At 30.3% G+C, this 24,459-nt stretch carries 23 protein-coding genes, 1 pseudogene and 1 riboswitch; of the genes and pseudogenes, 17 read left to right on the top strand and 7 right to left on the bottom strand.

Annotated elements, in window-relative coordinates; genetic code table 11:
* Positions 1-69: 69 nt before the first annotated feature.
* Positions 70-1,983, bottom strand: a complete 1,914-nt coding sequence (locus KQI18_RS09250) for an ABC-F family ATP-binding cassette domain-containing protein (RefSeq protein WP_216467500.1) — start codon at positions 1,981-1,983, stop codon at positions 70-72.
* Between the two features lie 141 nt (positions 1,984-2,124).
* On the opposite strand from KQI18_RS09250, the gene KQI18_RS09245 reads away from it, so the two are divergent.
* Complete coding sequence (locus KQI18_RS09245) at positions 2,125-2,754, top strand: redox-sensing transcriptional repressor Rex (RefSeq protein ID WP_216467499.1); 630 nt, start codon at positions 2,125-2,127, stop codon at positions 2,752-2,754.
* Positions 2,755-2,828: 74 nt separating this feature from the next.
* Here KQI18_RS09245 and KQI18_RS09240 read toward each other — a convergent pair whose 3' ends face one another.
* Positions 2,829-2,999, bottom strand: a complete 171-nt coding sequence (locus KQI18_RS09240) for a DUF362 domain-containing protein (protein ID WP_027703004.1) — start codon at positions 2,997-2,999, stop codon at positions 2,829-2,831.
* 718 nt (positions 3,000-3,717) lie between these two features.
* Between KQI18_RS09240 and KQI18_RS09235 the strand changes: the two genes are divergently transcribed.
* From KQI18_RS09235 to KQI18_RS09200, 8 genes and pseudogenes are all read left to right on the top strand, one after another.
* Entirely contained in the window at positions 3,718-4,965 is a 1,248-nt protein-coding gene (locus KQI18_RS09235; RefSeq protein ID WP_216467498.1) for a Glu/Leu/Phe/Val family dehydrogenase, read from the top strand.
* 616 nt (positions 4,966-5,581) lie between these two features.
* On the top strand, positions 5,582-6,784 hold the full coding sequence (locus KQI18_RS09230; RefSeq protein WP_236887715.1) for an NlpC/P60 family protein: 1,203 nt from the start codon (positions 5,582-5,584) through the stop codon (positions 6,782-6,784).
* Between the two features lie 243 nt (positions 6,785-7,027).
* Complete coding sequence (gene pyrB, locus KQI18_RS09225) at positions 7,028-7,948, top strand: aspartate carbamoyltransferase (RefSeq protein WP_216467497.1); 921 nt, start codon at positions 7,028-7,030, stop codon at positions 7,946-7,948.
* A gap of 10 nt (positions 7,949-7,958) precedes the next feature.
* Positions 7,959-8,651 carry a dihydroorotate dehydrogenase electron transfer subunit gene (locus tag KQI18_RS09220; RefSeq protein ID WP_216467496.1) on the top strand — a complete coding sequence of 231 codons (693 nt, stop codon included), beginning with the start codon at positions 7,959-7,961 and terminating at the stop codon, positions 8,649-8,651.
* On the top strand, positions 8,644-9,546 hold the full coding sequence (locus KQI18_RS09215) for a dihydroorotate dehydrogenase (protein WP_216467495.1): 903 nt from the start codon (positions 8,644-8,646) through the stop codon (positions 9,544-9,546). The genes KQI18_RS09220 and KQI18_RS09215 overlap by 8 nt, the downstream gene beginning before the upstream one ends.
* Before the next feature lie 57 nt (positions 9,547-9,603).
* Positions 9,604-10,182 carry an orotate phosphoribosyltransferase gene (gene pyrE, locus KQI18_RS09210; RefSeq protein ID WP_216467494.1) on the top strand — a complete coding sequence of 193 codons (579 nt, stop codon included), beginning with the start codon at positions 9,604-9,606 and terminating at the stop codon, positions 10,180-10,182.
* A gap of 269 nt (positions 10,183-10,451) precedes the next feature.
* Positions 10,452-11,825: a cell wall-binding repeat-containing protein gene (locus KQI18_RS09205; RefSeq protein ID WP_216467493.1), complete on the top strand. Its 1,374-nt coding sequence runs from the start codon at positions 10,452-10,454 to the stop codon at positions 11,823-11,825.
* Positions 11,826-11,956: 131 nt separating this feature from the next.
* Positions 11,957-12,121, top strand: a pseudogene (locus tag KQI18_RS09200) (hypothetical protein); the annotation flags it as partial.
* A 109-nt stretch (positions 12,122-12,230) separates the two neighbouring features.
* Here KQI18_RS09200 and KQI18_RS09195 read toward each other — a convergent pair.
* The 3 genes from KQI18_RS09195 to KQI18_RS09185 are packed head-to-tail and all read right to left on the bottom strand — an operon-like array spanning position 12,231 to position 13,209.
* Positions 12,231-12,380: a cyclic lactone autoinducer peptide gene (locus KQI18_RS09195; protein WP_216467491.1), complete on the bottom strand. Its 150-nt coding sequence runs from the start codon at positions 12,378-12,380 to the stop codon at positions 12,231-12,233.
* Positions 12,377-12,964 carry an accessory gene regulator ArgB-like protein gene (locus KQI18_RS09190; protein WP_216467490.1) on the bottom strand — a complete coding sequence of 196 codons (588 nt, stop codon included), beginning with the start codon at positions 12,962-12,964 and terminating at the stop codon, positions 12,377-12,379. Before KQI18_RS09190 ends, KQI18_RS09195 begins: the two co-directional genes overlap by 4 nt.
* A 20-nt stretch (positions 12,965-12,984) precedes the next feature.
* Positions 12,985-13,209 (bottom strand): hypothetical protein, encoded by a 225-nt coding sequence (locus tag KQI18_RS09185; protein WP_216467489.1) that lies wholly within the window; start codon positions 13,207-13,209, stop codon positions 12,985-12,987.
* A gap of 57 nt (positions 13,210-13,266) precedes the next feature.
* Between KQI18_RS09185 and KQI18_RS09180 the strand changes: the two genes are divergently transcribed.
* On the top strand, positions 13,267-13,452 hold the full coding sequence (locus tag KQI18_RS09180) for a recombinase family protein (protein ID WP_216467488.1): 186 nt from the start codon (positions 13,267-13,269) through the stop codon (positions 13,450-13,452).
* A gap of 32 nt (positions 13,453-13,484) precedes the next feature.
* Here the strand turns inward: KQI18_RS09180 and KQI18_RS09175 are convergent, their stop codons facing one another.
* Complete coding sequence (locus KQI18_RS09175) at positions 13,485-14,180, bottom strand: TraX family protein (protein WP_216467487.1); 696 nt, start codon at positions 14,178-14,180, stop codon at positions 13,485-13,487.
* Between the two features lie 133 nt (positions 14,181-14,313).
* Positions 14,314-15,207: a LysR family transcriptional regulator gene (locus tag KQI18_RS09170; RefSeq protein WP_216467486.1), complete on the bottom strand. Its 894-nt coding sequence runs from the start codon at positions 15,205-15,207 to the stop codon at positions 14,314-14,316.
* A 233-nt stretch (positions 15,208-15,440) separates the two neighbouring features.
* On the opposite strand from KQI18_RS09170, the gene KQI18_RS09165 reads away from it, so the two are divergent.
* The 7 genes from KQI18_RS09165 (at position 15,441) to guaA (ending at position 23,903) form a co-directional block, all read left to right on the top strand.
* Positions 15,441-16,484 (top strand): YeiH family protein, encoded by a 1,044-nt coding sequence (locus KQI18_RS09165; protein WP_216467485.1) that lies wholly within the window; start codon positions 15,441-15,443, stop codon positions 16,482-16,484.
* A gap of 240 nt (positions 16,485-16,724) precedes the next feature.
* On the top strand, positions 16,725-17,600 hold the full coding sequence (locus KQI18_RS09160) for a DNA-3-methyladenine glycosylase family protein (RefSeq protein WP_216467484.1): 876 nt from the start codon (positions 16,725-16,727) through the stop codon (positions 17,598-17,600).
* A gap of 22 nt (positions 17,601-17,622) precedes the next feature.
* Positions 17,623-19,113, top strand: coding sequence for a cardiolipin synthase (gene cls / locus KQI18_RS09155; protein WP_216467483.1), 1,491 nt, complete (start codon positions 17,623-17,625; stop codon positions 19,111-19,113).
* Between the two features lie 135 nt (positions 19,114-19,248).
* Complete coding sequence (locus tag KQI18_RS09150; protein ID WP_216467482.1) at positions 19,249-19,536, top strand: co-chaperone GroES; 288 nt, start codon at positions 19,249-19,251, stop codon at positions 19,534-19,536.
* A 118-nt stretch (positions 19,537-19,654) separates the two neighbouring features.
* Positions 19,655-21,286 (top strand): chaperonin GroEL, encoded by a 1,632-nt coding sequence (groL, locus tag KQI18_RS09145; RefSeq protein ID WP_216467481.1) that lies wholly within the window; start codon positions 19,655-19,657, stop codon positions 21,284-21,286.
* Positions 21,287-21,652: 366 nt separating this feature from the next.
* Positions 21,653-21,901: a nickel insertion protein gene (larC, locus tag KQI18_RS14560; RefSeq protein WP_216467572.1), complete on the top strand. Its 249-nt coding sequence runs from the start codon at positions 21,653-21,655 to the stop codon at positions 21,899-21,901.
* 100 nt (positions 21,902-22,001) lie between these two features.
* Positions 22,002-22,103: riboswitch (purine riboswitch) on the top strand.
* A gap of 264 nt (positions 22,104-22,367) precedes the next feature.
* Positions 22,368-23,903: a glutamine-hydrolyzing GMP synthase gene (gene guaA, locus KQI18_RS09135; RefSeq protein WP_216467480.1), complete on the top strand. Its 1,536-nt coding sequence runs from the start codon at positions 22,368-22,370 to the stop codon at positions 23,901-23,903.
* Positions 23,904-24,459 lie beyond the last annotated feature (556 nt).

Raw genomic sequence — 24,459 nt, 5'->3', positions numbered from 1 at the left:
ATTCATAAATTTTGATATATTGATAAAAGTTCATGAATATGAATCTGAATTGTTAAATAAAAATCAAAGTTATATTAGTTTTTCCCATTCTTCATAAAGATGTAAAAGTTTTTCTTCATTGCTAAGCTTTTCTTGATTTACATCTTTAGATTTCTCTGGATTAGAGTAGACCTCCTCTTGGCAGAGCATCTCATCTAAATAAACTATTTGATTTTCTAAATTCTCAATTTCTTTTTCAATATTTTGTCTCTCTAACCTTGATTTTTTCTCTATTTCACGTTGTTCTCTTTGTTTTCTTTTCTCTTCCTTTAATTGAGTTTTTGTTTTTTCAGGTTCTTCTTCTACAATATTCATTTCAGACATTTGCCTTTTCTTATCAACATAATAGTCATAGTTTCCAAGGTATTCAGTTATTCCATTCTCATCTAATACCAATATTTTTGTTGCGATTGTATTTATAAAGTATCTATCATGAGAAATAGTAAATATTGTACCAGTGTAGTTTGATAGTGCTTCTTCTAATACTTCTTTCGAGTCTATATCTAAGTGATTGGTTGGCTCATCTAAGAGAAGTAAGTTTGCATTAGAAAGAATCATCTTTAATATAGCTACACGAGACCTTTCCCCACCACTTAATGTTGATATTTTTTTAAATACATCATCATCTTTAAATAAGAAAGCACCTAACATATTTCTTATAGATGTTTGAGTTAAGTGAGTGTTGTTTTCCCAGATTTCATCGATGATAGTATTATTTAAATTTAAAGTCTTTTGCTCTTGATGAAAATACGCAATTTGAACTTTAGCACCAAATTTAACTGTACCAGATAGCGGTTTTATTTCATTATCTATAATTTTAAATAGAGTAGATTTACCTATTCCATTGTCACCTATAAGTGCAATTTTTTCACCACGGTAGATATCAAGATTTAGATCTTTGAATAAAATTCTCTCTCCATAACCCATAGAAATATCTCTTAAAGCTAGTACGTCATTTCCACTTTGTACAGATGGAGAAAATCTAATACGTGCTCTTTCTCTATCTGCATCTGGTTTATCGACTAACTCTACTTTATCGAGCGCTTTTTCTTTACTACGTGCCCTTTTTAGGTGCTTTTCCCTTCCGTATGCTTTTAGCCTTTCAATAGATTCTTCTTGTTTTTTGATATCTTTCTGCTGATCTTCGTATTTTTTTTGTTCTATTTCTTTTTCGGTTTTAGATGCCACTATAAAGTCAGAGTAGTTACCGTTATATTGTTTAAGCTTCTTATTGTTAAGCTCAAATATTCTGTTGACTGTTTGATCTAAGAAATATCTATCGTGCGATATTGCTAAAACAGTTCCTCTATACTGTCTTAAAAAAAGCTCCAACCATTCGATAGCATCTGCATCTAGATGGTTAGTAGGCTCATCGAGTAGTAGTAGAGTAGGATTTTTAAGAAGTAATTTACTTAAAAGAACCCTAGTTTTTTCTCCACCTGAAAGTACATTGATCTGTTTATCAAAATCGATGTCGTTGAATCCTAGGCCTTTCAGTACACCTTTAGCTTCGGATTTATAACCATATCCATTTAAATCAGAAAAAAGTTCTAATTTATGAGAGTAATCATCCATTAACTTTTCCAATATAGTTGAGTTAGTTTTCGTACTTTCTTCAGCTATTTTATTCTCTAAACTTCTTAGTTCTTTTTCCATATTTATTAAATCATCGAAAACTTCTAAGACTTCATCTAATATAGTATTGTTTGAGTTAAAATTAGTATTCTGTTCTAAATATCCAATTTCGCAATCTTTAGAGGTATAAATATGGCCAGTATCATACTCGTAAATGCCTGCAATTATCTTGAATAAAGTAGTTTTTCCAGTACCGTTGACACCTACAACACCAACTTTGTCTCCCTCATTAACCGTAAAATCTACATTATTAAATATTGACTCTATGCCAAAGTTTTTGCTAAGATTGTTACATGACAAAACAATCATAAAATTTCCACCTCCTTGAACTATCTAAAATTATAATATTTTGATATAATATAATCAAGCTTATATATATTAGTTTTTATCAATGAAACGTCAATAAATGAGGAAACATAGAAATAGAAATCTGTAAGAAGGAGTGATTGTGTGACTAACAAGAATATTTCAATGGCAGTTATACGAAGATTACCAAAGTACCATAGATATCTTGGTGACTTATTGGATAGAGATATACAGAGAATATCTTCAAAGGAATTGAGTGATATCATAGGGTTTACTGCATCACAAATAAGACAAGACTTAAATAATTTTGGGGGATTTGGACAGCAGGGTTATGGCTATAATGTTGAAGCTCTATACACTGAGATTGGGAAGATACTAGGTTTAGATAAAAAATACAATGCAATACTTATTGGGGCAGGTAATTTAGGACAAGCGATAGCAAACTATTCAGGATTTAGAAACGCGGGATTTGAGATAAAAGCACTTTTCGATGCAAATCCTAGAATAATTGGTCTTAAAATTAGGGAATTTGATGTTTTGGATCCAGACATTATAGAAGACTTTATAAAGGAAAACAACATAGATATAGCTGTAATGTGTATACCAAAAAATGGAGCACAAGAGGTTATAGATAGAGTTACAAAAGCGGGAGTTAAGGGAGTTTGGAATTTTGCACCTATAGACTTAGAAGTACCAGAAGGTGTTATAGTTGAAAATGTTAACTTAACAGAAAGCTTATTTACACTTTCATACCTTATGAAAGAAGAAAGCTAATATTATATAAAAATAAGTAAAAAAAAGACTGATTTAGGATTGTCCTAAGTCAGTCTTTTTATAGTCTTTTTTAATTATTCTCCTTGAGGAGCGTCAACTGGACATACACCTGCACAAGATCCACAATCTATACAAGTATCTGCATCTATTACATATTTATCGTCTCCTGCTGATATACAGCTAACTGGACATTCAGCCTCACATGCTCCACAGCTTATACAAGCGTCATTAATTTTATATGCCATTTTAAAATCCTCCTTTAGATATGTATTTTATATTCAATAGTATTATAACAAATATTATTATAGATAACAATAATATTTATTTTATATTTGATTGTAAAAAGAAGTTTACTATTTATGAATATTTAGAAAATTATTACAAAAATTAATGTGAAAATTAACAGTTCTAATGATAATGTTATTTAATAGATTTAGAAAGTATTGATAATATAAGTAGGGATCATATAGAAATAGATATGAATACGCCAGAGGATAATATTTATAGTGTTGTAACTAGAAAAAGAGGCGACTACTATAAATAATTCGTTTATAAAAAAAATGATATATATGGAGAAGAAATTTCTAAACTTTAAGAAAGAATTTTTGAATTGAGTTATGCAGACTTTTTTAGTGTCGAGGAAAATGGAGAATTCAGTTATATCGTGTAACATTTAATAGAATAAAAACCACCTAATTTTAATGTTTCAAAGCATATTTTGGGTGGTTTTATTCATATTTTGCAACAGATAAATAAAATGAGTTAGTTTAAAGAATAAAGTGAATTTTCTGAAATAACTTAATTATAAAAATAAATAATGTATTAAAGTTAAAAAATAATCTTAAAATTGCTATACTAATATTAGATAAAGTATGCTATAATCTAAGTGTAAACTTAGGAAATGGTTTTTCCTAAGGATAGAGAGTATACATAACAATAATTGAATTTAAGGGGGCTTTCAAAATGTCAGGTAAAGATTTAAATGTATTTGAAATGGCACAATCTCAAGTTAAAAATGCATGTGAAAAATTAGGACTTGATCCAAAGATCTACGAAGTACTTAAAAACCCAATGAGAGTATTAGAAGTAAATTTCCCAGTTAAAATGGACGATGGAACAATCGAAACTATAACTGGATACAGATCTCAACACAACAACGCTTGTGGACCATACAAAGGTGGAGTTAGATTCCATCCAGCTGTAGATATGGACGAAGTGAAAGCGTTATCAATATGGATGACATTTAAGTGTGGAGTAGTTGGAATACCTTATGGTGGGGGTAAAGGTGGTATCACTATAGATCCTTCTAAATACTCTGAAGCTGAATTAGAAAGAATAGCTAGAGGATATACTGCAGCTATAGCTCCAGTTATAGGAGAAAAACAAGATATACCAGCTCCAGACGTTAATACTAATGGTAAAATAATGTCTTGGATGGTTGACGAATTTGCTAAAGTAACAGGAGAATTCCAACCAGGGGTATTCACTGGTAAACCAGTAGAATTCTACGGATCATTAGCTAGAACAGAAGCTACAGGATTCGGTGTTGCTAAAATGGCTTTATTAGCTGCTGATAAATTAGGAATAGATTTACATAAAGTTACAGTAGGTCTTCAAGGATGCGGTAACGTTGGTAGTTATGCAGGTAAATATATAGAAGAGTTTGGTGCTAAAGTTATAGCAGTAGAAGACCATACTGGTAATATATACAATGCAGATGGAATAGATATGAAAGCTTTATTAGCTTACAATGCTGAGCATAGATGTATTAAAGGATTCCCAGGTGCAGAAGCTTCTGACATAAGAGTTTTAGAGAGAGAAGTTGACATATTAATGCCATGTGCTCTTGAAAAACAATTAAACGAAGAAACAGCTCCAAATGTAAAAGCTAAATTAATATGTGAAGGTGCTAATGGACCAACAACTCCAGAAGCTGATAAGTTCTTCTTCGATAAAGGAATAACTTTAGTTCCAGATATATTAGCTAATGCTGGTGGTGTTACAGTTTCTTACTTCGAGTGGGTACAAAACTTACAAAGATACAACTGGTCATTCGAAGAAGTTCAAGAAAAACAAGTTGCTTCTATGACTGATGCTTTCAACGCTATATGGGACTTAAAAGAAGAGTTCGGTGTTGATATGAGAACTGCTGCATTCATGATGTCAATTAAGAGAGTTGCAGTTGCTATGCAATTAAGAGGATGGTGCTAATATTCAGCTTGCTGAATTAGATATCCTTATATAATAAAAGGCGGGTTATTTTGACTCGCCTTTTTTGATACTAATTAGAAATATTGTTGCTAAACATTTTAAAACGTATATAAATTTATTTAAGATAATCTTTTTTAGTTCTTTAATTATCTTACTAAAAGAATAACTTAGAAACTAAATAAGTTTAAAATATAATTTTAGATAACAAATAATTAAAATAAATATTAGGTAATTATTGGAAACAGAGTTGTCTTTATCCATTGGAACAACAAAAAATACACAAACTTATTTGTGTATTTGTTATACTCTATATCTAAATTATTTATGCTTAACTTTACTTTTATATACCCTTAAGATATAATAAACTAGATGATGTATATTTAGAAATTAAGTTTTGTGAATAATTAATTGGGCGAATTAATTATCCTATACATACTGCTATACAAGATTAAAGATAACAATACTGCTTAATATAAGGATACTATAAATGTAGAAACTTTTGATTACAAAATGGTTACAATTGCACAGTATCCGAAATCTTGTATATACTTTTCGATGATTTTTAAATGTACTCATGAAAAAGACATATACATATGTCAATTTTAGGAGGAATTTTATGAGGAAGAAAATTTTTGCACCAGTCTTTGCTACAGCAGTGGCTTTATCTGCAAGCATAGTGTCTTATGCAAATCCCGCAGATTATTCACAACAAAATCAAGACGTAGAAAAGATAGATATGACAGAATCACAAGAATATCAAGATATAAGATTTAAGACAGCTGTGGTAAAAGATGGAGTTGCGGTAAACGTAAGAACTGAACAAGTAGATGGACAAGTACAAAACGTTGCTTATTCTGGAGATAACTTTAAGGTACTAGGTAAGCAAGGAGATTGGCTAAAAGTAGAAAATGGATCTTTAGAAGGTTGGATGTCAGCTAAATATTTAGATCTAAAAGAATGTGACGGATATGTTGAAGCTAGTAAGCTAAACTTTAGAGCAGAGGAAGGAACAGATTCTGATGTTCATGAAGTATTAGATTACGGTACAGCAGTAACAGTTTTAGAGGACAATGGAGATTGGCTAAAAGTTAAGCACAAAGATCAAGAAGGTTATGTATTTGCAAAATACTTAACTGATGAATCTCCAATAGTTGAAGTATATAATTCTGGATCAGAAAGTGTTAAAGGTGCTACTACTGAAACACAAAACAATCCGACAGATGAAGAAAATTCATCTCAAGGAAATGAAGAGACAAGCACTGAAGATAGCTCAAACTCAAACTCAGGAAGCGACGAATCATCAAACTCGGGAAGCGATGAATCATCAAACTCAGGAAGCGATGAATCTTCAAATTCTGGAAGCGACGAATCTTCAAATAGTGGATCTAATTCGTCAGGAGAAGAGTCTAACGATTCATCTTTAGATGTTCCAGCATCAAGTTCATCATCAGTACAATCTGTTCTAAACTTAGCGTACTCTAAACAAGGTCTTCCATATGTATGGGGAGCAGAGGGTCCTAATAGCTTTGACTGCTCTGGATTTACTAAGTATGTATTTAAAAACTCAGTAGGGGTTTCTATTCCTAGAACATCTAAAGAGCAAGCTAATTTTGGACAAACTGTAAGCAAATCAAATTTACAACCAGGAGACATGGTATTCTTTACTACTGATGGATCTGGTCAAGTAAGCCACGTTGGTATTTACGTTGGTGGAGGAAGTATGATACATGCTCCATCTTCAGGAAAAAATATCAAAGTGACAAGTATTGAGTCATCATATTACACTCAAAGATTTGTAACAGCGAAGAGAGTTTTATAATTTTTAACTAAATCTGTAAATTTTAAATATTTTAAGGCTAGAGTCATTTGATTCTAGTCTTTTTTAGTATAATAAATTTTATTTTTGCAAAATAATAATTTAACGAGTTTAGATAAATGTATAAATTATTTGCTTATTTAAAATTCTACTTATATTGACATTGATCAAAAAAAGTGATAAGCTACTAGCAGTATAAAAATAACTTTTAATTTTAGTCCAGAGAGGCTAAAAAAGGAGGATAATATGAAATCAAGAAATTTGATCCAACCAGAAGATTTTTCTATAGAGGAGATTAATCAATTATTAGAGTTAGCACAAAATATAATTGAAAACCCATCAAAATACTCACTAGCATGTGAAGGGAAATTACTTGCAACATTATTTTTCGAGCCATCAACAAGAACTAGACTTAGCTTTGAGTCTGCGATGTTCAGATTAGGCGGAAAAGTTGTGGGGTTCTCAGATTCTAACTCATCATCTACAACAAAAGGTGAGTCACTTGCAGACACTGTGAGAACAGTTTCAAATTATGTCGATCTAATTGCGATCAGACATCCTAAAGAGGGAGGGGCATCAGTTGCCTCAGAATATTCTGAAGTACCTGTAATAAATGCAGGAGACGGAGGAAACCAACACCCTACACAAACCCTAGCAGATTTACTTACAATTAAATCATTAAAAGGAAGCTTAGATAACCATACAGTTGGACTTTGTGGAGATTTGAAGTATGGAAGAACAGTACACTCTCTAGTAAAAACTTTATCTAAGTACAAGAATATAAAATTTATATTTATATCGCCTGATGAACTAAAGATGCCAGATTATGTAAAGGAAGCTTTAGATGATTCGTCATATATAGAAACAGATAGTTTAGACAATGTACTTGGTGATTTGGATATACTTTACATGACGAGAGTTCAGTCAGAAAGATTTAGTGATAAAGACGAGTACGAGAGACTTAAAGGTTGTTACCATCTAAATAAAGCAAAGCTTATATGTGCTAAAGAAGACATGCTTATTATGCATCCACTGCCAAGAAACGGAGAATTAGACACAGATCTAGATTCAGATAAAAGGGCAGTGTATTTCAAACAAACAAAATTTGGAATGTATGCAAGAATGGCTTTAATTATGATGCTATTAGAAGATGATAACAATGAATAGGAGAAACTCAATGTATAAAATTATAGATAACCAATATATCGGTGACGATATGTACAAAATTAAGGTTGAAGGAAACTTTAGAGGAGAGATGGGTCAATTTTATATGCTTAGAGCATGGGATATGTACCCTCTTTTATCGAGACCAATAAGCATATTTGATATAAATTCTGAAGGAATAACTTTTATATACAAAGTTGTTGGAGAAGGAACTAAGATAATAAGCGAATTAAAAAAGGGCGATACAATTAAATTAGAAGGTCCCTATGGAAATGGATATACAAAAGTCGAAGGAAAAGTAGCATTAGTGGGTGGAGGTATAGGAATAGCGCCACTTTACTTTGTTGCAAAAAATATAGATAACTGTGATGCTTACCTTGGATTTAGAAATGAAGTAATACTGGAAGATGAATACAAGGAAGTGTGTAAGAATGTGTATACGACAACAGGAAGCACATTTGTAACAGACATAATAGATATAAGCGAGTACGATTATATACTTACGTGTGGGCCTACACCGATGATGGAAAAATTAGTAGGTATGATTGAAGGAACTGACACAAGAATTATGGTCTCTCTAGAGAACCATATGGCATGTGGAGTAGGAGCTTGCCTAGTTTGTACTTGTAAAACTAAAGAAGGAAACAAAAAAACATGTAAAGATGGACCAGTATTCTGGGGAGAGGATGTGGTATTCAATGGCTAATTTAAATGTAAAATTTGGCGATATCAACTTTAAAAACCCAGTCGTAATGGCATCTGGAACATTTGGATTTGGAAGAGAGTATGGAGAAATCTATGATATAGAGAAATTAGGTGGAATAAGTAGTAAGGGGCTAACACTTAATCAAAAAGACGGAAATAGTGGGATGAGAGTTTGGGAGACTCCATCTGGAATGATGAACAGCGTTGGTTTAGAAAACCCAGGTGTAAAAGGATTTATTGATCATGAACTTCCTAATTTTAGTAAATTAGATTTAGTTAGAATTGCAAACTTAGGTGGTGGAACTCTAGATGAATACTTGGAGGGAGTTAGATTATTAAACGATCAACCTATAGATATAATAGAATTAAATATTTCATGTCCTAATGTAAAAGCAGGCGGGATGGCCTTTGGTATAAAAAATGAAATAGCAAGAGAAATGGTTAGAGAAGTGAGAAATATCACTAAATTACCATTAATCATAAAATTATCACCAAATGCAGAAGACATAGTAGGTATGGCAAAAGTATGTGAAGAAGAGGGGGCTGACGGTATTTCTTTAGTAAATACATTTAAAGCCATGGCAATAGATATTAAGACAAGAAAGCCTGTATTTGAAAATGTATACGCAGGATTATCTGGTCCGGCAATTAAGCCAATAGCTCTTAGGATGGTGCACGAGGTATGTAAAAACGTAAACATCCCGGTAATGGGAATGGGTGGAATCACGAAAGCTACAGATGCTATAGAATTTATAATGGCTGGAGCTGCTTGTATACAAGTAGGGACAGCGAACTTTATAAATCCTAAGATAGGGCTGGATATAGTAGATGGAATAAATGAGTTTATGAATAAAGAAGGAATTAAAAGTTTAGACGAGATAAGAGGAATATTATAGAACAATATATAAAATTGGATTTATTAACATAAAAAGATATAAGAATAGGAGATAATTATGGAAAATTCAAATATAGTGGAAATTTTAAAAGATAGCGATGCGTTATTAGAGGGACATTTCCTTCTATCTTCAGGGAAGCACAGTAACAGATATATTCAATGTGCTAAAGTATTAAGATTTCCAGATAGAGCTGAGAAAGTTTTAGCTTCAGTAGTAGATCAGATTAAAGCTTTAGATATTGATATAGTAGTAGGTCCTGCAATGGGTGGAGTAGTGGTTTCTTACGAGTTAGGAAGACAATTGGGGAAAGAAGCTATATTTACAGAAAGAAAAAACAACATAATGGAACTAAGAAGAGGGTTTGAAATAAAAAAAGGAGCTAAGATAATAATAGCAGAAGATGTTGTTACGACTGGCAAATCAACTATAGAAACTAAAAAAGTATTAGAGGAACTTGGCGGAGAAGTTATAGGAGTAGCTTGCATAGCTGATAGAACAAGTGAGGATATTGGGATGCCAATTTATAGTGCAATCAAACTGGATATACAAGTATATGATGCTGATGAGTGTCCACTTTGTAAAGAAGGTAAAATAGAAGTAATAAAGCCAGGTAGTAGAGAGTTCGCATCAAAATAAAATACAAAAAAATATAATTTAATAAAAGGAAGCATTTCAAATTAATAAAAAATTTATTTTTGAATGCTTCCTATTTTTGTTAACCAAGACATAGTAAAATAAGGAAATTCACTTATTATAATAAATAATTAATTTTTGTAACTTTTTAAATTCAAAAAGTTACAACTTGTAACTTTTTGAATTTAATGTTATACTCATAAAAGTGATTTACCAAATAATGTAATGTTACTTATAAATCTTAAAACAAATGGGGGAAAAGGAGAGAGTAGATGAAAATTAGACAGAGAAGATTTATTATATCTTTATTAACTATGGTAGCTATATTCTCTTTTAATAATAAAAGTTTTGCAGAAGATAATATAGTTTATGAGAGAATATCAGGGGTAGATAGATATGAAACATCAAGAGAAATTGCACTAAACACATATACAACAGCGGATACAGTTATTTTGGCAAATGGAAATTCATATCCAGACTCAATATCTGCTACGGGTTTATCTAAAAAGTATAATGCGCCGATTATTTTAAACGAAAAAGAAAGTTTAAAAGATGGAAATCTACAAGTTTTAAAAAATTTAAATACTAAAAAAGTTATATTGATAGGTGACGATACATCTATTAGTTTAGATGTTGAAAATAAACTTAAAGATAATGGTTTTGAGATTGAAAGATTTGCTGGTGATAATCGTTATGACACTTCAGCAAAAATAAACGATTACGTTTATGAAAAAGAAAACGTAGATGAGTTAATTATTGTAAGTGGAGAGAACTTTGCTGATTCAATTAGTATATCTTCATATGCGCACAATAAGAACATTCCTATGTTTATTACACCAAAAAATGCTGATTCAGATTTAATTGATAAGATTAAGAGCTTTAATCCAAATAAAGTCTATGTAGTCGGTGGCGAAAATGTAGTAGGGAATTGGGTTGAAAAGAGTTTTAGTAATGCTGAAAGAATAGCTGGTGCAGATAGATATGATACATCAAAAAAAGTTCACAATAAATTCTTTGATAGTACAGACGTAGTATACACTACTAAAGGGGATAGTTTCCCAGATTCTATAACTGGTATACCTTTAGCTTCGAACAATGATACAAATATAGTGTTATCTCAAAATAATGCAAAAGAGCTTACGTATGTTGATGCAGATAAAATAGTAATATTAGGTGAGAGACTTTCGATAGACCCAGTTATTAAATTTAATGGTTGGAAAGGCGAAAAGTATTATAAAGAAGATGTTCCAGTTAAAGGATGGCAAAATATAGGTGGCAAGACTTATTACTTTGATAGTAATGCCAATCTTGTAAAGAAGCATACTTACATGGATGGTAAATGGTATTTATTTAAATCAAGTGGTGAGTTTATAGGTAAAGGAAAAAAATATACATCTAATGCCTCAGCATATTCAGGGCATAGTATAACAGCGAGTGGAGAAAAACCTAAGTGGGGTACAATAGCAACAGACACTAGTGTAATACCTATGTATTCAAATGTTTATATACCTTACTTTGATAAAACATTTAGAGCTAATGATAGAGGTGGAGCAATCAAAGGTACTAAAGTTGATATATTTATGAATTCTAAAAAAGAAACAAGTCAATTTGGTAGAAGAAATATAGATATTTTTGTGCTAGAATAATAAGATGTTACACAATAATTAAAATAATTTAAGATTTTTAAATCCCATGATTGGTATAGGAATAAAAGTATACAATCTTGGGATTTTTTATTCTTAGATAAAAACGTAAGAAGTTACTAGAAAAGACTGTAAATGAAATGGATAGGTTTAAATATGAACCTTCTGGATCTAATAATGAAGATGAAGTTTGGATAGAGCCGACTTTAGTATGTATAGTTGAGTATATGCAAAATGATAAAGGATCATTAAGGCAACCAGTATTAAAGGGAATTAGAGAAGATAAATTACCTAATTAGTGTAGAGAGTAAACAAATCTATTAAATAAAAAAAGACTATTTTATGGCGAATAGTCTTTTTTTATTTAATAGATAATAACAACTTAAAAAGATTTGAGCCATTCATCAACTAAATTTTCTTTTTAAATTTTTTAATACCTTCTGGCATTTTTGCTTGATGTGTCATGAACATACATGTTGTATTAGCGGACACTTTTAAAGTATTAGTTGCTAAATTTCCTACTTTTTCTAATATTATTGGCTTAAGCTTATTTTTCATAAATTTCTCACCCCTTTCTTAATGATACCTAATATTAACATTATAAAAATCCATACCATAACAGATGATAAATAAACACCATACACATATGTTATTGAATGATTAATACTTATAAATGAAATCACTAAAAGAAAACTAATAATATACATAACTATTTTTTTGTATTTTTTTCTTTCTGCAGTGCTTAAAGGATTATTTCTATGTTCTTGTGGTACAATAAATACTATTCCTATGAAACTAATAAACGTTATTACTACTATAGGAATAGTAACTTTTAAACTAATTAATTTATCTATTAAAAATATATTAGATATATATATTGTTATAAAAAATAGCAAACACCTTCTATAGTTTTCTGTGTGGAATCCACCTGCAAACTGTCTTATTGGACAATAAAATAATAAAAATAGTAATGTTTCAATAAACCTATTAAATACTGCTCCTATAAGCAATATAATTACTATATTACTTATAGAGGATATTAAAACTTCAAAAGCATATAAATAAAGCTGAAAATCATTATTTTTTATTTTTTTATTTTCGATTAAGTAATTTGTCATTTTATTTGCATATGATTTGACCATTTAACCACTCCAAATTAAATTTATTTATTTTCTGAATCAACCGTATTCTTCTTTCTTTTTAAAGGTATCAGTATAGTTGTTGTAAACTCATTCTCGCTATGATCAATAACTATATCACCGTTATATTTATTTAAAGATTTTTTTATAGCACATAAATTTATTGCTGGTGGACTATCTTTATCAATAATTATTAAATTCTCGTTATTAATTACATTATAAGATTTAGAACACTCACACTTTATCACAAAATATTTACATACTTTTTTTGCTGCTAAATTAATCTAAAAAGAGGTGATTTCTCATTGATTTATGGATACATACGAGTAAGTACAGTAAAACAATCTAATGAAGGAAATAGTTTAGAAGCTCAAGAAAATTCACTGATAGTAAATGGAGTTTCAAGAGAAAATATATTTAAAGATATTTATACTGGAACTAGATCTAGTAGATCTGAATTTAAAAAATTATTCGATAGGTATATTACATAAAATAAAAATAGTGAAAGTTTCAAAAATCAATATTATATAAGATTTATCAACACAATGACTATTAGATGTACTGGATAAAATACGTAAAAAAGGCATTTTGTAAATTTATTTTTCAAACCTTGTTTTCCGTTGTACATAAGTATTGGGATAATAGCAAATATCATCATCCATTGGATGTTATGAATAAACAACTGATTTAAAATATCTTTTGTACTAAGTGCTGGAAAAATAGGTTGTATACTTAATAAAAGATAACACAATGCCATCAGTAAATTATAATCTCTGCAGAAATAAAATATCAAAGTTATAGCCAATCCATAATATGATGCATTTGTACAAAGATAAATGGCGGAAGATATAATTAGAATAAAGAATGATAAAGTTGCAATTATATTGCTTTTTATAAAACGTATATTGTCTATCATCATCATTATAACTACTGAAAGAGTAAGTGATAAAAATATATTATCACCAATTTTTAAGATCGATTCTAACACTATCATCAATGCAGAAAATATAATTAAACGAGTTAAATATTTAAATCTATTACTTGTTTGGAAGTATCCTTCGACTAATAAGAAGATAAATAAAGGAGTAGCCAATTTACCTAAATAACCAAAAAATAATGGAATATCAGTATGTATTTGTCCAGAATATCTGTATAAATGATCCATTAGCATTGTTATTATAGTTATTATTTTTAAAGTAAATGAATCAAATTTTTTCATCTCATTATAACCTCCTGATGTACTAATTATTAGGTCTATTTAATCTCACTTTAACTTTGAGTTTATAATTTTTGAGATTTTGATTCAATTGATAACTATAACAATAACCTTACAGAATTGTTAGGTTACTGTTTTAAGAATTTAATTTGTTACAGTAATTACAAAGTTCGTATAAAAATACTTCAACTGCTTTTGATGCTGTAGTGTTTTTTGGAATTATATATGATAGATGCCTGTCAAAGCTTTCATCTAATTCAATTGTAGACAATGACTTATTTATAACGTCTGACTGTGTAACTAAGTTTGAAATTATTGTTATTCCTAATCCATTTTTAACTGCTTCTTTAACAGCATAATTACTTCCAAGTATAATTATATTTTTTGGGACTATTTCGTTGCTATTTAAAAACATATTTAGGTATTCTCTTGTTCCAGATCCGTTTTCTCTTGCAATCCAAATTTTATTTTGTAAGTTATCTAATGAAAAGCTTTCCAAATTCAGTTTTATGTCATATGGCATAGCTAAAATCATCTTATCCATTAAAAAATATTTTTGAATAAAATGTGATGATGAAGTAGTACCTTCTACAAGCCCTACATCATAATTAAGATTTTTTATATGTGATGAGACCTGAGATGTATTTTGAATAAAAACTTCTATATCAATATCTGGATAAACTTCTGTAAATTCTGCTAAAAATTTAGGCAGTATGTGTTCACCAATAGTTAAACTAGCTCCTATTTTTACATGTCCTATTACCGAATCTGAAACATCTTTCATTTCATGTTCTACCTTATCAAGCATATTTAGAATTTCTTTTGCTCTATTATAAAGTATATAACCGCTTTCGGTGATATATATAGTTTTTTGTTTTATTGATCTATCAATAAGGGTTACTCCAAATTTGTTCTCAAGGTTTTTGATATGTGTACTAACACTTGGCTGAGATAGTTTTAGGTTTTCACCAGCTTTTGTAAAATTTTTACATTCAACGACAGCTATAAGTGTTTTTAATTCCTCTAACATTAGATTCATCTCCAAGCTTCTTAAAATTTATTTATTTGATTTAAAACTATTTATCTATTCTTATTATTATACTATAGTTTGATAGCAATTTCTTTATAATATTCTTTATAATAAAAAATCTTAACGCTTGAATAATAATTAAAATATATAATGATTACTATAAGATATATTTATTTTACTTATGATTATGCTAGTAATATACTATAAATATAATAAGAAGAGAGGAGTAATTTATGGGGAATATAACAATAAAGTCATCAGTTAAATACCTAAAAGAGATACTGCCAGGCTTATCAGTATCAATAGCAGTTGCATTTCTTAGCATACTAATATCAAAAATTTTTCCACAGATAGGAGCAGCTTCAATTGCTATTTTTTTAGGAATGTTTGTAGGAAATCTTTTTTTAGGACAAAAAGTATTCCAAAAAGGATATAAGTTTTCAGAATCTAATTTACTTGCATTTTCAATAGTTTTACTAGGAGGTACTCTTAGTATTAAGTCTCTATTAGGGCTTGGGTTCTCAGGGATATTATTTATAGTTATACAAATGACAATTACAATAGTTGCAGCTATGTTTATAGGTAAAAAATTAGGTTTTGGAGAAAATTTTAGATACTTAATGGCAAGTGGAAATGCAGTTTGTGGTTCTTCTGCTATTGCATCTACTGCACCTGTTATAAATGCAAGTGACAAAGATAAAGGAATATCTATAACTATAGTAAATGTTACAGGAATATTTCTTATGTTTTTGCTTCCAATAATATCTCAGATTTTGTACAATCATGAACTTATAAAAACATCAGCATTAATAGGTGGAACACTACAGTCAATAGGTCAAGTTGTAGCTAGTGGTGCTATTGTTGGAGAGGAAGTAAAAGATTTAGCGACTATATTTAAAATAATGAGAGTTATTATGTTAGTAGTTGTTGTTCTACTATTTGGATATTTGAAAAATAGATCAGACCAAAAAGAACTTATTGATAATGATGAGATCAAAGTTACTAATAAAAAGAAAGCAAAGGCAAAAGTTCCCTGGTATGTATTTGGATTTTTTTTAATGTGCGCTTTATTTTCTTTAAATGTAATTCCTGAAAGTGTATCTATGGCATTTAAAGCTATAAGCAATAAATTTGAAATAACTGCTTTAGCTGCAATAGGTTTAAAAGTTAATGTAGTAGATTTGGTTAAACAAGGAAAGGAAGTTTCGATATACGGGTTAGGTATTGGGACCGTTCAAGTGGTTTCAGCGGTAGCTCTTATAAGTATTTTATTTTAATTATAGTATGATAAAAATAATAAGTGCAATGGCAGTATACTACTATTTATTTAGAGCTAAAAGTATACAAAATGCTGCTATTGCGCTTTTTTTATTATAAAATATATCATTAAGCGACTTATTTTAAGACATTTAAAGACAGCGTTTTTAAAATAACATTATATGTGTTAAAATGATTAAAACATGTGTATAAACTAAAATAGAAAATAAATTACAGATGGTTACAAAGGGGAGAATACTATGAAAACTTACGATAAAGATAATGCTGTTATAGTAGAGGGACTAACAGATTTCGATGCTAAGCATATATTTGAATGTGGACAGTGTTTTAGATGGAAACTACAAGATGATGGATCATATACAGGAGTAGCAATGGGAAAAATACTAAATGTAAAATATGAAGATGAAAAAGTAATATTTAACAATACAAATTTAGACGATTTTAATAATATTTGGTTTGACTACTTCGATTTAGGAACTGATTATTCAGATATAAAGAAAACATTAAAAAATATGGATGAGTACTTAAACAAAGCATCTGACTTCGGATGGGGAATAAGAATACTAAGACAAGAAGGATGGGAGATGCTTATATCTTTTATTATCTCATCAAATAATAGAATTCCGATGATCCAAAGAGCAATAGAGAATTTATCTGAGAAATTTGGTAAATATATAGGAGAGTATAATGGGCAAAAGTACTACGCTTTTCCTACTCCAGAGGAACTAAATAAAGCTACACAAGAAGAAATAAGAGCCTGCTCAACTGGATTTAGAGATAAATACATAAAGAGTACAGCGGAATCTATAGTTGCAAACAAAGACAATGTTGGAGGATACTGTAAGTTAGATACAGAAGAGTGTAGAAAAGAGCTTTTAAAATTTAACGGGGTCGGACCAAAGGTTTGCGACTGTATTGCATTATTCGGAATGCAAAAATACGATACTTTCCCTGTAGATGTATGGGTTAAGAGAGTTATGCAAGAATTTTACGTAGAGGAAGATCTGAGTTTACCAAAAATCAGAGCTTTTGCAATGGATAAATTTGGGGATATAGCAGGATATGCACAACAGTATTTATTCTATTATGCTAGGGAGCTTGGAATAGGTAAATAAACAAAACTGAGGAGTAGTATTTATGGGATTAGGATTAACGTTGTTTCTAATTTATTTAGCCATATCATATATAGCAGGGGCTATTATATCTTTAATAATACTTTTAGAAAATAGAGACCCCGCAAAAACAATGTCCTGGCTGATGATGTTTATATTGTTTCCGGGAATAGGGTTAGTAGTATATGCTGTTTCTGGGAGAAATATAAGGAAGATAAAATTATTTAAGACTCAGAAACTCGCTAACACTATAAAGGAAAAAAGATTATTTGATACTTTAGAAAAAATTGAAGAAGTTGTTGAATTAGAGATTGAATCGATAAAGCAAAATAAGCTGCTTTCAGAAGAAGAAGATGGAAGTGGAATAAAAAGAGTTATAAGTTTGCTTTTAAAAACAGGAATGTTTCCATTTACAAAGAATAATAAAGTAGATGTGTTTATAGATGGCAATGAAAAATTCCCACATTTAATAAAAGACATAAGAAATGCAAAAGATCATATACATTTAGAGTACTTTATTATTAAAGATAGTGAAATAGGTCGTGTTATTAAGAATGAACTAATTGAGAAGGCTAAACAAGGAGTTAAAGTAAGAATAATATACGATGATGTAGGTTGTTGGAGATTTTGGTTTAATAGGAAGTTTTTTAATGAAATGAGAAATGTTGGTATAGAAATCATAGCTTTCTTACCCACAAAATTTCCTATTATAGGTGGAAAATTAAACTATCGAAATCACAGAAAAATCGTTGTAATTGACGGAATAATTGGTTACACTGGCGGCATTAATATTGGAGATGAATATTTAGGCAAAAAAGAGAAGTTTGGATATTGGCGAGATACACATATAAGACTAGAAGGTATTGCTGTTTACATGCTCCAAATGACATTTATAATAGATTGGTACTATACTACAAAAGAAGTAATAGATGCGAAAAAACTATTCCCGACAATGGATTACATAGGGGATAGCATGATTCAAGTAGTTGCAAGTGGACCAGATAGCGACTGGGAAGATATTCACTATGCTTACTTTACAGCGATATGCCAGGCTAAGAGGAGAGTTTATATAGAAACACCGTATTTTATACCAGACGAAAGTATTTTAAAGGCCATAAAGAGTGTTGCTTTAATAGGTGTGGAAGTAATAATTATATTTCCTAAGATTGCAGATCATAAGATTGTTAACACTGCATCACATTCCTATTTCGAAGAAATATTAGAAGCTGGTGGAAGAGTATTCTTGTATAATAAAGGATTTATTCACTCTAAAGTAGTAATTATTGATGATGAAATAGCTTCAGCAGGTTCTGCAAATATGGATCTTAGAAGTTTCATGCTAAACTTCGAAGTAAACGCATTTATTTATGATAAAAAAGTGATAGAGAGAATGACAGATGATTTTTATAATGATTTAAAGTGTAGTAAGGAACTTACTTTAGAGAATTTTAAAAAGAGAGGATTTTCTAGAAAAGTTAAAGAATCAGTTGCTAGATTGTTTTCACCAATATTATAGAAATTACCAAAAAAGGTATTGAAAATTATGTAGAGTTGGTATATTATAATAATTATTAGCACTCTATTGGATAGAGTGATAACAAATCAAATAATAAAATAAAATTTATTTCTACATAGTATAGGAGGAGTAAAAATGAAGATAAGACCATTAGCTGACAGAGTAGTAATTAAAAAAGTAGAAGCAGAAGAGAAAACTGCAAGTGGAATAGTATTACCAGGTGCTGCGAAAGAACAACCTCAAGTTGCTGAAGTAGTAGAAGTAGGTCCTGGTGGTATAGTAGATGGAAAAGAAGTTGTTATGGAGTTGAAAGTTGGAGATCAAGTAATATTCCAAAAATATGCAGGTACAGAAGTTAAACTTCAAGGTGAAGAGTTTACTATATTAAAACAAAGTGATGTATTAGCTGTATTAGTAGACTAATACATATCTTGAGATAGTTATTATTTAATTAATAGCTATTTCAATTTGCGTGAAAATAAACAATTAATATACGGTACAGAGTTAATAAAAAATTAGAAATAAGATGGAGGGATTTGTGATGGCAAAAGAAATTATGTTTTCAGAAGAAACAAGAAGAGCTTTAGAAGCTGGTGTAAATAAATTAACAGATACTGTTAAAGTTACATTAGGACCTAAAGGAAGAAATGTTATATTAGATAAAAAATTTGGATCACCACTTATAACAAATGATGGTGTTACAATTGCTAAAGAAATAGAATTAGAAGATAGATTTGAAAATATGGGTGCTCAACTTGTAAAAGAAGTTGCTACTAAAACAAATGATGTAGCAGGAGATGGTACAACTACAGCTACATTACTTGCTCAAACAATAATAAGAGAAGGGCTTAAAAATGTAACTGCAGGAGTTAACCCAATACTTTTAAGAAAAGGGATACAAAAAGCTGTTGAAGTGGCAGTTGAAGAATTAAAAAATCAATCAAAGGCAATATCAGGAAAAGAAGCTATATCTCAAGTCGCTTCAATTTCTGCAGGAGATGAAGAAGTAGGTAAATTAATAGCTGAGGCTATGGAAATAGTAGGAAAAGAAGGCGTAATAACAGTAGAAGAGTCTAAGACGATGAATACTGAGTTAGACGCTGTTGAAGGTATGCAATTTGACAGAGGATACTTATCTTCATATATGGTTTCAGATGTAGATAAGATGGAAGCTGTTTTAGACAACCCATATATCTTATTAACAGATAAGAAAATAACTAATATACAAGAAGTACTTCCGATACTTGAGCAAATAGTTCAAATGGGTAAAAAATTATTAATAATAGCAGAAGATGTAGAAGGTGAAGCTTTAGCTACATTAATAGTAAATAAATTAAGAGGAACTTTCGATGTTGTTGCTGTTAAAGCACCAGGATTTGGAGATAGAAGAAAAGAAATGCTTCAAGATATAGCAATACTAACAGGTGCTCAAGTAATATCTGAAGAATTAGGATTTGACTTAAAAGAAGCTGGAATAGAAATGTTAGGTAAAGCTTCTTCAGTTAAGGTTACCAAAGAATGCACTACAATAGTAGATGGAGCAGGAGATAAACAAGAGATAGAAGATAGAGTTAACCAAATAAAAAATCAGATAGAAGATACAACATCTGATTTTGATAGAGAAAAATTAATGGAAAGACTTGCTAAACTTGCAGGTGGAGTTGCAGTAGTTAAAGTTGGAGCTGTAACAGAATTAGAGATGAAAGAGAAAAAATTAAGAATAGAAGATGCTCTAAACGCTACTAGAGCAGCCGTTGAAGAAGGTATAGTTGCAGGTGGTGGAGCTGCCTTAGTAAATGTTATTCCAGCTGTTGATAAACTAGTTGATAGTCTAGAAGGCGAAGTTAAATTAGGAGCTCAAATAATAAGAAAATCACTTACAGCACCATTAAAACAAATAGCAGTAAATGCTGGTCTTGAAGGAGCTGTAATAGTTCAAAATGTTATTGATTCTAAACCTGAAATAGGATTCGATGCATTAAATGAAGAGTACGTAAATATGATTGATGCTGGTATAGTAGACCCAACTAAGGTTACTAGAACAGCACTACAAAATGCTGCATCGATTGGTGCTACATTCTTAACTACAGAAGCTGCTGTAGCTGATTTACCAGAAGAAAATCCAGTAGCAGGAATGCCTCCAATGGGTGGCGGAATGCCAGGAATGATGTAGTCTAGCCGCAAAATGGAACGATATCAAGTTCACTTGGTTATCTAACAGTACCAAATTGACTGTCGCTATACTCGAAAAATCGATCCATTTGCTGAGTCGAAATTCGGGGTCGGGGTAGTGCAATAATGTAATGATAAATTAAAGATTTAAGAGTTAGGATTAATTTCCTAACTCTTTTTTGTTAAATTGATTATTAAAATAATTATATAAATATTTACTATCGTGGTGGAAATATGATGCGTGTAAATCAAGTTAATAATCAATATAGGAATCTGATTTAATTTCAAGAAGAAATACTAATGATCTATCACTTGCTATAATGGAGTTTAAATATGGAGATGGCTTTATATATGGGAAAAGAAGTAAATCGAGAAGATCCTCAGGTTTAACAAAGATAAATTTACAGAGATAATTCTCAGAGAAACTAGCACTTTTGGTGTTAGATTCATAGAGTATAAAAGGAGTGCTATTGAGAGAAAGTTTACCAAAATTAATACAGAATATGGTTTAATAACTGTTAAATTGGGATATTATAAAGATAAGTTAATAAAGTTCGTACCTAAATACGAAGAATGCAAAAAAATAGCTGAAAAAACAGGGCTTCCCATTAATTAATATTTTTGACAGTATAAATTCGAGAAATATAGAAGAATTTGACGAAAACTTATTGACATAATACTTGAATTTGTGATAAATTAGTACTCAGCTGAAATTATAAATTTAATATAAAATCACTCGTATATACTCAGTAATAAGGTCTGAGAGTTACCCCTAAGATACCGTAAATATCTTATCTATGAGTGAAATTATTATAGCAGAATAGCTATTAAAGTAAATATGTAGGCTGATTAATATCCCTATGTGTTGGCTAATAATTTTATAAGCTCTTCTGGAGACCTGTATAGTAATTTCACTTTCCGAAGTATTGGAAGTTATTATACAGGTTTTTTGTATAGATTTATAAGCCGAACGAAAATGTGAAATAATTTGGTAAATATTCGTTTGAGTTATCAAATTATAAAATGTGTGTTAATATAGTTATATATAATGTAAAATAAATTTAATTGTAAGGAGAGAGATTATGAAACATGAACTAGTTTTAGTAGTAGACTTCGGTGGTCAGTACAACCAATTGATTGCTAGAAGAGTTAGAGAAAATAATGTATACTGTGAAATAATTCCATACACAGCAGGAGTTGATGCTATAAAAGCAAAAAATCCAAAAGGTATAATATTTACAGGTGGCCCGAATAGTGCATATTTACCTGATTCTCCGCAAATATCAGCGGATATATTTGATTTAGATATCCCAATACTAGGAATATGTTATGGAGATCAGTTGATAGCTCACACTTTAGGTGGTGTAGTTAGAAAAGGTGAAAAACAAGAAAAAGAATACGGAAAAACAAAGATAACTTACGGAGACTCTGCATTATTTGAAGGTCTTACAACTAGTTCTGTATGGATGAGTCATACTGACCTTATAGAAAAAGCTCCACAAGGATTTGATATAGTTGCAACTACAGAGGTTTGCCCTGTGGCAGCTATGGAAAACATAGCTAAGAAAATATATGGAGTACAATTCCACCCAGAAGTTGAGCACAGTCAAGAAGGACACAAAATTATAAGCAACTTCTTATACAATATATGTAAAGTAAGTGGAGATTGGACTACAACTTCATTTATAGATGATAAAATTAAAGAATTAAAAGAAAAAATAGGTGACAAAAAAGCACTATGCGCATTAAGTGGTGGAGTTGATTCATCAGTTGCTGCAGTATTAATACACAGAGCAATAGGAGACAACCTTACTTGTATATTTGTTGATCACGGTCTACTTAGAAAAAATGAAGGAGACGATGTCGAGAAAATATTCAAAGAAAGATTTGATATGAACTTAATCAGAGTTAACGCTCAAGATAGATTCTTAGGAAAATTAAAAGGAGTTACTGAGCCAGAATCTAAGAGAAAGATAATCGGTGAAGAATTCATAAGAGTATTTGAAGAAGAATCAAATAAATTAGGAAAAATGGACTTCTTAGTTCAAGGAACAATCTATGCTGACGTTATAGAAAGCGGTCTAGGAGATGCGGCTACAATCAAATCTCACCACAACGTTGGAGGAATACCAGAAGATGTAGATTTCAAAGAAATAGTTGAGCCATTAAGAGAACTATTCAAAGATGAGGTTAGAAAAATAGGTCTGGAGTTAGGAATAGATGAAGATCTAATATTTAGACATCCATTCCCTGGTCCAGGACTTGGAATAAGAGTTATAGGTGAAGTTACAAAAGAGAAGTGTGACATATTAAGAGAAGCTGATGCAGTTTATATGGACGAGCTTAGAAAAGCTGGACTTTACACTGAAATATGGCAAGCTTTTGCAACTTTACCAGATGTAATGACAGTTGGAGTTATGGGAGATGAAAGAACTTACGCTCACTTAGTAGGATTAAGAGCTGTTAATTCTTCTGACGGTATGACTTCTGATTGGTACAATATGCCTTATGATATTTTAGAGAAAATCTCTAATAGAATAATCAATGAGGTTGATGGTGTAAATAGAGTAGTATACGATATTACTTCAAAGCCACCAGGAACAATAGAGTGGGAGTAGTATATAAAAACCGTGTATATGTTGATAAATCAACATATATGCGGTTTATTTTTTTACTTATGATACTATTATAATACTATAAAATTAAATTATCTAATTTTTACCAATTCAATAACCGTTTTTTTATTTTCAAATAGAAGCACTCTCCTATTGCTTCTTTTATTCTTTTCTAATATATCTATAGTTGCCTTAGGGAATTTCTAAGGGCAAATTAAATCATCTTCATCAGCAATTTACCACATAACATCAAATTATCTTATTGCAAGAGTTTGTCAATTATCTTTTCTACATTTTTTCATGACTTTTTTTAGATAGATGTAGCATATAACATTCATGACGCTTTAATTAAGGCTGAAAGAGATTTAGAGGGCGAAAATGATTAATGATATAGCGTTTGTAATAATACTTGTCCTGGTTGGGATAGGGGCGTTAATATAGGTGTTCTTTAAGATATAATCAATCAAGAATAGATGCAGAGATAGCTTATATCATAAATATAGCTTTTCCATATAGTAATACTATAAGGGAGATTAGAAATAGCCTAGAAAACTTAAAC

The sequence above is a fragment of the Metaclostridioides mangenotii genome (assembly GCF_018917235.1).
Taxonomy (GTDB): Bacteria; Bacillota; Clostridia; order Peptostreptococcales; family Peptostreptococcaceae; genus Metaclostridioides.
The sequence above is the reverse complement of the archived record's forward strand: the minus strand, read 5'-3'. Positions and strand labels throughout refer to the sequence as shown.

What these genes read in the sequence shown, in the direction of transcription:
- KQI18_RS09250 (WP_216467500.1), bottom strand. Translation starts at nt 1,983, where the DNA reads ATGATTGTTTTGTCATGTAACAATCTTAGCAAAAACTTTGGCATAGAG.
- KQI18_RS09240 (WP_027703004.1), bottom strand. Translation starts at nt 2,999, where the DNA reads ATGGCATATAAAATTAATGACGCTTGTATAAGCTGTGGAGCATGTGAG.
- KQI18_RS09235 (WP_216467498.1), top strand. Translation starts at nt 3,718, where the DNA reads ATGTCAGGTAAAGATTTAAATGTATTTGAAATGGCACAATCTCAAGTT.
- KQI18_RS09230 (WP_236887715.1), top strand. Translation starts at nt 5,582, where the DNA reads ATGAGGAAGAAAATTTTTGCACCAGTCTTTGCTACAGCAGTGGCTTTA.
- pyrB (WP_216467497.1), top strand. Translation starts at nt 7,028, where the DNA reads ATGAAATCAAGAAATTTGATCCAACCAGAAGATTTTTCTATAGAGGAG.
- KQI18_RS09220 (WP_216467496.1), top strand. Translation starts at nt 7,959, where the DNA reads ATGTATAAAATTATAGATAACCAATATATCGGTGACGATATGTACAAA.
- KQI18_RS09215 (WP_216467495.1), top strand. Translation starts at nt 8,644, where the DNA reads ATGGCTAATTTAAATGTAAAATTTGGCGATATCAACTTTAAAAACCCA.
- pyrE (WP_216467494.1), top strand. Translation starts at nt 9,604, where the DNA reads ATGGAAAATTCAAATATAGTGGAAATTTTAAAAGATAGCGATGCGTTA.
- KQI18_RS09205 (WP_216467493.1), top strand. Translation starts at nt 10,452, where the DNA reads ATGAAAATTAGACAGAGAAGATTTATTATATCTTTATTAACTATGGTA.
- KQI18_RS09195 (WP_216467491.1), bottom strand. Translation starts at nt 12,380, where the DNA reads ATGAAAAATAAGCTTAAGCCAATAATATTAGAAAAAGTAGGAAATTTA.
- KQI18_RS09190 (WP_216467490.1), bottom strand. Translation starts at nt 12,964, where the DNA reads ATGGTCAAATCATATGCAAATAAAATGACAAATTACTTAATCGAAAAT.
- KQI18_RS09175 (WP_216467487.1), bottom strand. Translation starts at nt 14,180, where the DNA reads ATGAAAAAATTTGATTCATTTACTTTAAAAATAATAACTATAATAACA.
- KQI18_RS09170 (WP_216467486.1), bottom strand. Translation starts at nt 15,207, where the DNA reads ATGTTAGAGGAATTAAAAACACTTATAGCTGTCGTTGAATGTAAAAAT.
- KQI18_RS09165 (WP_216467485.1), top strand. Translation starts at nt 15,441, where the DNA reads ATGGGGAATATAACAATAAAGTCATCAGTTAAATACCTAAAAGAGATA.
- KQI18_RS09160 (WP_216467484.1), top strand. Translation starts at nt 16,725, where the DNA reads ATGAAAACTTACGATAAAGATAATGCTGTTATAGTAGAGGGACTAACA.
- cls (WP_216467483.1), top strand. Translation starts at nt 17,623, where the DNA reads ATGGGATTAGGATTAACGTTGTTTCTAATTTATTTAGCCATATCATAT.
- KQI18_RS09150 (WP_216467482.1), top strand. Translation starts at nt 19,249, where the DNA reads ATGAAGATAAGACCATTAGCTGACAGAGTAGTAATTAAAAAAGTAGAA.
- groL (WP_216467481.1), top strand. Translation starts at nt 19,655, where the DNA reads ATGGCAAAAGAAATTATGTTTTCAGAAGAAACAAGAAGAGCTTTAGAA.
- guaA (WP_216467480.1), top strand. Translation starts at nt 22,368, where the DNA reads ATGAAACATGAACTAGTTTTAGTAGTAGACTTCGGTGGTCAGTACAAC.